Source organism: Coleofasciculus sp. D1-CHI-01 (assembly GCF_040218875.1).
In the GTDB taxonomy this organism is placed as follows: domain Bacteria; phylum Cyanobacteriota; class Cyanobacteriia; order Cyanobacteriales; family Coleofasciculaceae; genus Coleofasciculus.
The window spans coordinates 1-10,593 of record NZ_JAVJQP010000041.1 but is presented as its reverse complement, the minus strand read 5'-3'; the positions used below and the strand labels follow the sequence as shown (position 1 = coordinate 10,593).

The following is a 10,593-nucleotide window of genomic DNA, read 5'->3' as shown; positions in this document are numbered from 1 at the left end:
TAGGGGAGATAGGGGAGATAGGGGAGATAGGGGAGATAGGGGAGATAGGGGAGATAGGGGAGATAGGGGAGATAGGGGAGATAGGGGAGATAGGGGAGATAGGGGAGATAGGGGAGATGAGGGAGATAGGGGAGATAGGGGAGATAGGGGAGATAGGGGAGATAGGGGAGATGAGTAGAGACGTTCCACCGGAACGTCTGGGAGATGGGGAAGACTACGGATGAAACAATAAGATTGTTAAATAACTTTATAGTGATATAAAATAATTATAAGAAAATTGACGTGATCCCTCGTTGATGCCTGGATCAGGCAACGATAGAGATATAGATAGGGAAACCTCCATGAATAACCTTCACCATAACCAAAGGCAGCACAAGCATCGTCGGCATCGCCAGACAACCCTAGAGACGGGCAACCATCGGCGACGACGCAGAGGGTGTCGATTCCCCTTACTTTTGACGGGATCTAGACAACCTCTCTCCAAACCTCTCTCCTGCAAGGAGAGAGGCTTTTCACAACCCAGTCATGTTGTGTATCAACTCAACCCCGAAACCCAAGCCGCGTTGGTTGAAGCCATCGAAGATGAATATAAAGCCCGCGCCTTCTACGAAGCGGTTATCAATAAGTTCGGTAGTGTGCGACCATTTAGTAATATTGTTCACGCCGAAGCCAGACACGCTCAACGATTGGAAACCCTGTTCATGAAGTATGGAGTGCCAGTACCAGCGGATACGTTTACTGGAACGATTGAGGCACCCGATAGCCTAAAAACCGTCTGTCAAATCAGCATAGACGGCGAAATCGAGAATCTCAAAATGTACGATCGCTTCTTATCCTTTGTCCAAGAACCTGATATCGTTGCGGCTTTCTCCCAATTACGTGACGCTTCCGCTAATCGCCATTTACCTGCTTTTGAGCGCTGTTATCGTCGATTGTAACGAGTCATTGGTCATTTGTCCTTTGTTATGAACTGATAAGTAAAAACGAATATGAGGTTTTCAGGGCGATTTTATGACAGCCAGCCAGATTGAACAACTCCCTCTCCAACCTACCCCTGATGTCGATATAACTCTAGATGATCAGGCAATTCAGGAATGCTGCAACTGGTTGAGTTTTCACCGAGTTTGGGGCGAACTTAGCGATGCTGCGATTCACGCTATGGCGAGGGCATTTCAACCCTTGACAGTGGAACCGAATTGCGAAATCTATCGCCAAGGATTACAGCCAGCGGGTTTGTATCTACTCAAATGGGGAACTGTGGAGATTTATCGCCATTCTCTGGTGGGTAGAACCCATATTACCTATCGCAATGCGGGGGAAACCTTTGGCTATGTGCCATTAGTAGAAAACCAAGACACCGCTAGCTATCGCGCTAGCGCCGTCGCCCTGACGAAGAGTGAAATTTGGTTCCTCGGACAAGTTGAGTTTCGTACCCTCTGTCGCACCTATCCAGACTTTCAAGGGGCAATAAATACCCTATTGGCGCAAGACTTAGCCAACTTTGCCATGCGAATGGCAAAGGAACAGGCGAGAATTCAGGGGTTACAGCGCTATATTCAGCCCGTATCCAGGGGAGAAGATATCATTGGTACGAGTAAAGCCACTAAAAAACTGCGATCGCAGATTCAACAAGCCCAGGATGACCTAAAACCTGTCATGTTTCAAGCCCCAGCCGGGAGTGGGAAAACCTTCTTGGCGGGGTTAATTCATGCTGGTTCATCCCTGCAAAACCGTCAGTTTGCCGAAATTGACTGCGCTGAGTTACCCAAAACTGAAGCGGGTGTCGTGAATACTGATACCCTATTTGGTAAACAGGGAGAACAACTGGGGGTGATTGAACTGCTGGAACGGGGGAGTTTACTGATTGATAATGTCCATCTCTTAACCCCCCAAGAACGCGATCGCCTAATTCACTTGATCAAAACAGGCAGCTTTACTCCCAATCCCAACCCCGAACCTGAGGAATCATCACCGCCATCCCTTGTCCAATCCTGGGTGCGCCTGATCCTCGCCAGTCCCCAAAAAATCGCCCAGTCTGGGGTAGATGTTCATACCATCAAACTCTTTAGCCTCCCCCAACGTAAAGGAGATATTCCCGAATTTGCTCGCTATTTCCTCCAGAAATTCTGTCGCCAACGCGAGGAAATATTACAGCTAGATCAAGCCAATTTGCGCCGTTTAATCAGTTATGATTATCCGGGAAATATTGCCGAACTCGCAGGAATCCTGCAACGCGCCGTCTTGATGACACCCGCCGGACAATCGGTGATTCCAGAACAGGTTCTTTGGTCTGTCGAATCAAAGAAAAATGCCTTCCGCGTCGATTTACTCAACCAACTACCTTGGTTACGTAAATTTCTCTTAAGTGACTGGTGGCCCCAACGCTTCTGGTTTATCATTATGGCAATTTTTATCCCAGTGACAGTGATGGGATATATCGGTCCGCAAAGCCGAGATGCCAGCATCACCTTGAATTTTTTCTGGGCATGGTGGTGGTCCCTCTACCTCTTTTTATTTGCCTTTGTCGGTCGCCTTTGGTGTGCAATATGTCCGTTTATGATTACAGGCGAATGGATTAGAAAAGTCTCCCTATGGATATTTCCGCGCCAACTCTTACCGTGGCCCACGAAATGGTTAAATAAGTGGGGCGCTTGGGTGTTATTTGCCGGATTTGTGGCGATTTATTTGTGGGAGAAACTCTGGGATTTACCTCATACGCCTTACCTGTCCTCTTGGCTATTAGTCGCAATTGCTGCGGGTGCGGTGATTTGTAGTGTCATTTATGAACGCCGCCTCTGGTGTCGCTATCTCTGTCCCATTGGTGGAATGAATGGGATGTTTGCCAAACTTTCTATGATTGAAGTGCGGTCAGTTCAGCAAGTTTGTGGTAGTCAATGCAGTACGTTTGGCTGTTATAAAGGTAGTGAGGCGACACCCGTTAATTTTAGTAATCCCTTACCGAATGAAGGACAAGCAACGGGGGGTTGTCCTCTCTATTCTCATCCGGCTCAGTTACAGGATAATCGAGATTGTGTGTTATGTATGACCTGTCTTAAGGCTTGTCCGAACCGTTCAGCACAGTTCAATTTGCGATTTCCGGCGGCGGATTTATTGGAGAATCATCAAGGGTTTTGGGCAGAAGTGGCGTTGATGTTGCTCTTATTTGGCGGAGTCTTTATGCACTATTCGCACCGGATTCTAGGGTGGTTGGGTGTTGGGAATATACCCTTAGATTCTGAACATTTGTTGACGGCGTTCCCTGTGGTAACGTTATTGCTGCTGATTCCCTTTGTCGCGACCTATTTAACCCATCAACTGGCGCGTTTATTTGACCAAGAAATGCCGGATTATTTAAGGGTCATTTATGCCTATCTGCCCATGGTGTTAGCGGCGAATTTAGCCTATTATGTGCCAGCCGGAATTACGGAAGCAGGTCAGATTCTGCCCGTTATGGCTCGTACTTTTGGCTATTCTGGGGCGAATTTGCCAACGTTAACCTGGAGTATGGATGTGGCGAGTTTTTTACAGGGGGTGACGTTGCTTTCAATTTTAGCGTTCAGTATCTATCCGTTGTTAAAAATTACCCAACGTCCGTTCTGGAACAATTTGCCTCATTTGGTGCTGATGGCTGGTTTTACACTGGTTTTCTTTCAATTAATGATCGGGTGAATTTCAGTGTTTTGACTCCAACAGGTTTTCAGCTTTTACATAAGTCCTAACCTTAATGCGTAGTGCTATATGTGAAATGTCACTGACTGGTATGCTGGTGGGCAATGCCCTGACTGGTATGCTGGTGGGCAATGCCCTGACTGGTATGCTGGTGGGCAATGCCCACCCTACGGTATATCTACAGATTATGATAGACTCTCGACACCACCGAACATGATATGACGAATGACAAATGACGAATGACAAATGACGAATGACGAATGACGAATGAAAATTTACTCGAATATTACAGATGTTATCGGTAGCACCTCCCTGGTGCAACTTCAACGCCTTCCTCAACGCCACGGCTGCGTCGCCACAATTGTCTTAAAACTGGAGGGGATGAATCCGGCAAAATCGATTAAAGACAGAATCGCGATTAGTATGGTTGCGGAGGCGGAGGAGGCGGGATTGATTCAGCCGGGAGTCTCGACGATTATTGAGGCGACATCGGGGAATACGGGTATTGGTTTAGCCATGGTTTGTGCGGCTAAGGGATATCGTTTAATTTTAACTATGCCCGAAAATATGAGTCGTGAACGTCAGCAACTGGTGAAAGCTTATGGTGCGGAGGTTGTGCTGACACCTGCTAAAGCAGATATGGCTGGTGCGATCGCACGGGCGAATGAGTTGCTGGCGACTCTCCCGAATACGTTTTCCCCACAACAATTTAGTAATCCCGCTAACCCGAAAATCCATTATCAAACCACGGGTCCAGAGATTTGGCAAGCGACAGATGGACAAATTGATATTCTTGTGGTAGGCGTTGGCACTGGGGGAACACTCACGGGGGCGGGGCGCTATCTCAAACAACAAAAACCCCAACTGAAAATTGTGGCGATTGAGCCAACTAAGAGTGCGGTTTTAAGTGGTAAATCGGCGGGAATCCACAATCTCCAAGGAATTGGTGCAGGGTTTGTTCCTGACGTGTTGCGGGTGAATTTGATTGACGAAATTATGCAGGTGAGTGAGTTGCAAGCCTACGACATCGGGCGTCAGTTAGCGCGAGATGAAGGAATTATGAGTGGCATTTCGTCGGGGGCGGCGGTGTATGCTGCGTTACAGATAGGTTGTCGTCCCAAAAATCGCGATCGCCTGATTGTGGTGATTCAACCGAGTGGTGGAGAACGGTATCTGAGTACACCAATGTTTGCCCATTTATCTTAAAAACTTTAGTTAAATTTACCAAATGTTTAATTTTTTTTACTTGAATAACCTTGACGATTCGATATTTTGGGTTTTATATATAAAAGTTAAAAAAACTAGATGACTAGATTAAGTTATGGCTTTATCTGAATTTCTCAAGAAAAAGACTTCATTTGCGTTCAATAAATACGACGTATCTAATGATGGAGTTGTAACGGTATCAGACTTTGAGGAAATAGCTCAAAAGGTTGCTCAAAAGCTGGGTATTAATCCAGGTTCTCCAGAGCATAACAAAATTACGGCGGCTTATCGTAAAATTTGGGATGGTTATTTCAAACCCGCTGATGTTGATGGTGACAATAAAGTAGTTCTGGAAGAATACATCAAGGCTTGTGAACGTTTTATCGAGTCGCCTAACGCCAGAAAAATTGGTACGGACTGGAATAAAATGCTTTATGACGCTATTGATTTAGATGGTAACGGAAGCATTGATGAAAAAGAGTTTAGTGTTTTTTTGACGACGATAGGGAGTTCTGAAGCCGACGCTAAAATTGCTTTTTCTCATATTGATACGGACAATGATGGTTTCATATCCCGAGAGGAATTTGCCCAGAATTCCTATGACTATCACACAAGTCAAGATACACAATCACCCGCCAATTGGTTTTACGGTTCTATGGGAATGTAGCGGTAGAGGATTCCACAGGGGGGAGAAACTGAAGAATCCGGCAAAATTGATTAAAGATCCCATCGCGATTAGTATGCTTGCAGAAGCGGAGGAGGCTAACCCGAAAATTGATTGACGAAATTATGCAGGTGAATGAGGTGCAAGCTTACGACATCGGGTGTCAGTTGGCGCAGGATGAAGGAATTCTCAGTGGCATTTCTACAGGCTTGTACTACAAGGATGGCGTCATTATTGATATTTAAGGTTTCATCGTCAGCCTCTCTCCCTCTATAATCTGTTGATGTAAGACATTAGATTTACAAATAAAAAAATGTTGTAGCGATAAGCGTTAACAATGTAAGCTAGGGGCTAGTGATACAGAAGGAACCTCCCATGCACGAGCCTCTACCATCCTCGCCGCCGAACTGGTACGAAAAGGTTAAGCGGAATCACATTGTCCGGGCGCTGGAAACAATTCAAGACTTATTTATCATTTCCCTCTGTGTTGGCTTATTTGCTTTTATGGCGATTCAGCTACGAGAGATGTTTGTGGAGTTGCTACCGCCCTTAGATTTCCCTGGCGTGACGTCAGATATTCTGTTCTTGCTGATTTTGGTTGAGTTATTCCGACTGCTGATTATTTACTTACAAGAACAACGAGTATCGATAGGCGTCGCGGTAGAAGTTTCGATTGTCTCTGTGCTGCGAGAAGTGATTGTGCGGGGAGTATTGGAAACCTCCTGGATTCAAATTTTAGCGGCATGTGCGTTTTTAATCGTAATGGCAGCCTTACTAATTGTACGAGTCTACTTGCCGCCAACATTCGATGGAATTGACCCAGAGAAACAGTTGTCACTGCGATATAAAAAACAAACCCTTCCTCAGATGTCGGAGTCTCACGATAATCCATTAAGCCCTTATCCCAATACGGCTGTTGTGGCAAATAAAATGGGTCACTTCGATCCGATAACCAAGGGTGTCGCCGACTCGGTAACGAATACAACGGACAAGCAATTAAGGCTGTAGTTACCACACAATGTTTACGCTAACCCTAACGTTGGGTGTCGTACCTCAACCCAACCGACCAAGGTAACTGTTTACTAATCTAAAACGTCAACATTAATTTCGTCCAACTGATTATCGATGACTACAATACCTGATATTAAACCCCGTGATGTCCAAGTCGCCGCCATTGAAGGGGCGGATACAACTGTTTTGCGATCGCGGACGTGGGATAGACTCAAGTTTGAGGTAGAATATTCCCTGCAACGGGGTACAACCGCCAACTCTTATCTTATCCAAGCCGATAAAACAGCGCTGATTGATCCGCCAGGGGAATCGTTTACTGAAATCTTCCTGACTCAATTGCAGCAATGCCTAAATGTGCAGCAACTGGATTATGTAATTTTAGGTCACGTCAATCCCAACCGGATGGTAACGCTGAAAGCTTTACTAGAATTAGCCCCCCAAATTACCTTTGTTTGTTCTAAAGCTGGGGCGGTTGCGTTACAAAATGCCTTACGGGAACACCAATGCAATATTTGGGTACCCAAAGGCGAGGAAACCTTAGACTTAGGTCAAAATCATCAGCTACAATTCATCCCCATTCCCACACCTCGTTGGCCCGATGGACAATGTACTTATGACCCCCAAAGTCGTATCCTATTTACCGATAAACTCTTCGGTGCCCATGTCTGCGGTGATGAACTCTTTGACGAAAACTGGAAACGTCTAGACGAAGACCGACGCTACTATTATGATTGTCTCCATGCTGCCCAAGCGCGACAGGTGGACGTCGCCCTGAACAAACTGGTCCCCTTCTCGGCTAAAATATATGCTCCGGGTCATGGTCCGATTGTTCGTTATAGCCTCAGTCGATTCATCCATGATTATCGCCAATGGGGTCAGCAGCAGACGGAACAAGACTTGACAATAGCACTAATTTATGCATCAGCTTATGGGAATACTGCCACATTAGCCCAAGCGATCGCCAGAGGAATTACCAAAACTGGTGCAGCCGTCGAATCGATTAACTGTGAATTTGCCGAACCTGGGGAGATTGAAGCCGCGATTCAACGCTGTGATGGCTTTCTGATTGGTTCCCCTACCCTGGGTGGACATACCCCCACTCAAGTGCAAACGGCGTTAGGGATTGTCCTCTCCAATGCCGCCAAAACCAAACTGGCTGGGGTGTTTGGTTCCTATGGTTGGAGTGGCGAAGCCGTTGATGAAATTGAAAGCAAACTCTTAGATGCGGGGTATCGCCTGGGATTTGAACCGATTCGGGTTAAGTTTAAACCTGACGACGAGACAATTCAATATTGTAAAGAAGTCGGCACAGACTTTGCCCAAGCGCTGAAAAAATCCAAGAAATTCCGCGCCCCCAAACAAGCCGTCAGCAGCGCCCAAATTGACCGAACGGCGCAGGCGGTGGGACGAATTGTCGGGTCATTGTGTGTTGTTGCAGGGCAGCGTGGTAATGTTCGTAGTGGGATGTTAGCCTCTTGGGTAACGCAAGCCTCATTCAATCCGCCAGGGATTACTGTTGCGATTGCTAAAGATCGGGCAGTTGAGTCTCTGACGCATACGGAAGATAGTTTTGTCCTGAATATCTTAAAAGAAGGGATGAATGTAAGGCGACACTTTTTACAATCCTTTGCCCCAGGGGATGATCGGTTTGCGGGGTTAGAGACGGAAACAGCGGAAAATGGTTGTCCGATTATCAAAGATGCCCTGGCTTATTTAGAATGTACAGTGCAGAGTCGGATGGACTGCGGCGATCACTGGTTAGTCTATGCTGTTGTTGATAATGGTCAAGTATTGCAATCAATCGGGATGACTGCCGTACATCATCGTAAATCGGGAAATCATTATTGATTTGTCATTTGTCTTATGTCATTTGTCTTATGTCATTCGTCATTTGTCTTATGTCATTGGCATTATTGGACTTCGTTGGGGCGGGTTTAGTAACATCAGGGTGAAAATCAAATGTTAATGGTAAAACCCGCCCCTACAATAGACGTTTCACCGGAAAGTTTCGACAATTTCTCTCTAATCTTCCCCATCTCCCCTATTCTCCCCATCTCCCCTATCCTCCCTATCTCCCCCATCTCCCTGTTTCCTTTCTCGATGGAAAACAAAGCCGTTCAACGATTTAGACAATCAACATCTGGCAAAATTGGTCTGGGAATCACGCTTACTATCATCATATTGGCGCTGTTTGCACCGATTCTCAATCCCTATAACCCGTCAACCGATCGCAATTATACCGCCCGGTTGCAATCCCCCAGCTTGGATCATTGGTTTGGCACCGATGGTTTGGGACGAGATATTCTTGACCTGGTATGGTATGGGCTACGCACGTCTTTGTTTATTGGTTTAGTTTCCGTGGGATTAGGGTTAATTGTGGGAGTCGTGTTGGGGTTAATCGCGGGGTATTTTCGGGGTGGGTTAGAAACCGTGATTGGCTGGTTAACCGATATCCTGTTAGCCTTTCCCTCAATTCTACTCGCGATCGCGATCGTTACCGTAACCGGTCCAAGTATTTCCAGTGTGATGATTGCTGTGGGTGTGGTGCAAGTCCCCATTTTCATCCGCTTGACTCGCTCTATGGTGCTATCCTTGCGGGAACAGGACTTTGTGCAAACCGTGCGATCGTTTGGTGCTACACCGGGACGGATTATTGTTTATCATATCTTACCTGCTAGCTTGAGTCCTTTAGTCGTGCAAGCCACTCTTTCTATTGGTACGGCTACCTTAGAAGCGGCGGGGTTAGGCTTTTTAGGGTTAGGCGCACAACCTCCCACACCCGAATTAGGAACAATGTTATCCGATGCATTTAAGGGTGGCTATTCTCTATCGTCTCCCTGGACAATTTTGTTTCCTGGTTTGTTTATTACCCTAACCGTTTTAGCCTTTAATTTACTCGGAGATGGTTTAAGAGACGCTTTAGATCCCCATATTTAGGGGCTACTGAATAAGTCTTGTGGTGAGGGGGAGCGGGGGAAGCTGGGGAAGCAGAGGGAGCAGGGGGAGCAATGGTACATTTTTCCTGATTCTAGGGTAGGGGCACGGCATTGCCGTGCCCTATTATCACCCTCGTCGTCTAAACTTAACCGGATTCGCTATTAAACAAGAGTTGGAACCGTCAGCAGTTCAGCTTGAGGCATTTCAATCAGAGATTCAACAGTCTCATTGGTGAAAGGATCTCCGATACCGGTGCTGTTTGTCAGATTAATCGGCGTCACTTCACTAGCAGCAACCGAGTCTGATGCTTCTTGGTAACTAGCTAAAGTCAGTTCTCCAGTTGAAGGATCAAAACTATCCTGAAGAGTCTTTTCTTCAGTTAAAATCAGATGCGAATCTCCACCATTGTCGAAAGCATCGACACCCGTATTGCCTAAAATTTCGTCACCTCCCGACGCAGCCGTTGTCAAAGAATTAGCAGTATTCTGCATCATTTCATTGACCGAAAAATCACTGGTAATCGCCGCATAAAGCTGACTTTGAGGGATAATTTCCTCCGATTGACTCGCACTCGACCAAGCCAGTTGTGCCACTGACTTTCCTCGGTTTTCATAGTACTCCATGTGAATTTCGTACTGTTGTCCCGCCTGTAGGTCAATCGTGCCACGATTATCGGTAGCCGCATGGTCTGTCCAATTATCAACCAGTAGCTGGTCATTCACCCACAATCGCACCCCATCATCAGAAGAGGTTTTGAACTGATATGTTTCTGAATGGAGAGGTTCCACAAACCCTGTCCAACGTACCGAGTAGGTATTGGGATCTATCGCCGCATCGGGTGAACCTGAACCCCAATTAAAGTTCACAGTTTCATCGGTGCGAGTTAGGGCTAAGTCGGTAAAATCGCGGTTATTGTAGTATTCGGCAGTTAAACCTGTACCGTTACCACTCACATCTGGACTGGGCGTATCAACAGTAGGAGAATAAAGCTGAGATTCAGGAATAATCTCCTTACTTTGACTCTCACTTGACCACAACAATTGTGCCACCGATTTGCCAAAGTTTTCGTAGTAGTCCATGCGGATGTCATACTGTTGACCCGCTTG

Annotated in this window: 10 protein-coding genes; 9 read left to right on the top strand and 1 reads right to left on the bottom strand. The window is 46.3% G+C overall.

Going from position 1 to position 10,593, the window contains the following annotated elements; all coding sequences use genetic code 11:
* The 9 genes from RIB93_RS07830 to RIB93_RS07790 form a co-directional block, all read left to right on the top strand.
* Positions 1-224 (top strand): hypothetical protein (locus tag RIB93_RS07830; protein WP_446371925.1); only part of this gene is annotated, 224 nt, incomplete at its 5' end.
* Between the two features lie 117 nt (positions 225-341).
* Positions 342-938, top strand: a complete 597-nt coding sequence (locus RIB93_RS07825; RefSeq protein ID WP_446371923.1) for a ferritin-like domain-containing protein — start codon at positions 342-344, stop codon at positions 936-938.
* Between the two features lie 73 nt (positions 939-1,011).
* The gene (locus tag RIB93_RS07820; protein ID WP_446371921.1) at positions 1,012-3,669 is read left to right on the top strand and encodes a cyclic nucleotide-binding domain-containing protein; all 2,658 of its coding nucleotides are present in this window, start codon (positions 1,012-1,014) and stop codon (positions 3,667-3,669) included.
* Positions 3,670-3,936: 267 nt separating this feature from the next.
* Entirely contained in the window at positions 3,937-4,875 is a 939-nt protein-coding gene (gene cysK / locus RIB93_RS07815; protein ID WP_446371919.1) for a cysteine synthase A, read from the top strand.
* Between the two features lie 115 nt (positions 4,876-4,990).
* The gene (locus RIB93_RS07810; RefSeq protein WP_446371917.1) at positions 4,991-5,542 is read left to right on the top strand and encodes an EF-hand domain-containing protein; all 552 of its coding nucleotides are present in this window, start codon (positions 4,991-4,993) and stop codon (positions 5,540-5,542) included.
* A gap of 107 nt (positions 5,543-5,649) precedes the next feature.
* Positions 5,650-5,784 carry a hypothetical protein gene (locus RIB93_RS07805; protein WP_446371915.1) on the top strand — a complete coding sequence of 45 codons (135 nt, stop codon included), beginning with the start codon at positions 5,650-5,652 and terminating at the stop codon, positions 5,782-5,784.
* Positions 5,785-5,914: 130 nt separating this feature from the next.
* Positions 5,915-6,547: a phosphate-starvation-inducible PsiE family protein gene (locus RIB93_RS07800; RefSeq protein ID WP_446371913.1), complete on the top strand. Its 633-nt coding sequence runs from the start codon at positions 5,915-5,917 to the stop codon at positions 6,545-6,547.
* Positions 6,548-6,664: 117 nt separating this feature from the next.
* Positions 6,665-8,398 (top strand): diflavin flavoprotein, encoded by a 1,734-nt coding sequence (locus RIB93_RS07795; RefSeq protein WP_446371911.1) that lies wholly within the window; start codon positions 6,665-6,667, stop codon positions 8,396-8,398.
* A 252-nt stretch (positions 8,399-8,650) separates the two neighbouring features.
* Positions 8,651-9,487, top strand: a complete 837-nt coding sequence (locus RIB93_RS07790; protein WP_446371927.1) for an ABC transporter permease — start codon at positions 8,651-8,653, stop codon at positions 9,485-9,487.
* Between the two features lie 161 nt (positions 9,488-9,648).
* On the opposite strand, the gene RIB93_RS07785 is transcribed toward RIB93_RS07790, so the two are convergent.
* A partial coding sequence (locus tag RIB93_RS07785) for a PA14 domain-containing protein (RefSeq protein WP_446371909.1) occupies positions 9,649-10,593 on the bottom strand: 945 nt, incomplete at its 5' end.

Bases quoted from the DNA above. Each gene is read 5' to 3' on its own strand.
- RIB93_RS07825 (WP_446371923.1), top strand. From the start codon at position 342: ATGAATAACCTTCACCATAACCAAAGGCAGCACAAGCATCGTCGGCAT.
- RIB93_RS07820 (WP_446371921.1), top strand. From the start codon at position 1,012: ATGACAGCCAGCCAGATTGAACAACTCCCTCTCCAACCTACCCCTGAT.
- cysK (WP_446371919.1), top strand. From the start codon at position 3,937: ATGAAAATTTACTCGAATATTACAGATGTTATCGGTAGCACCTCCCTG.
- RIB93_RS07810 (WP_446371917.1), top strand. From the start codon at position 4,991: ATGGCTTTATCTGAATTTCTCAAGAAAAAGACTTCATTTGCGTTCAAT.
- RIB93_RS07800 (WP_446371913.1), top strand. From the start codon at position 5,915: ATGCACGAGCCTCTACCATCCTCGCCGCCGAACTGGTACGAAAAGGTT.
- RIB93_RS07795 (WP_446371911.1), top strand. From the start codon at position 6,665: ATGACTACAATACCTGATATTAAACCCCGTGATGTCCAAGTCGCCGCC.
- RIB93_RS07790 (WP_446371927.1), top strand. From the start codon at position 8,651: ATGGAAAACAAAGCCGTTCAACGATTTAGACAATCAACATCTGGCAAA.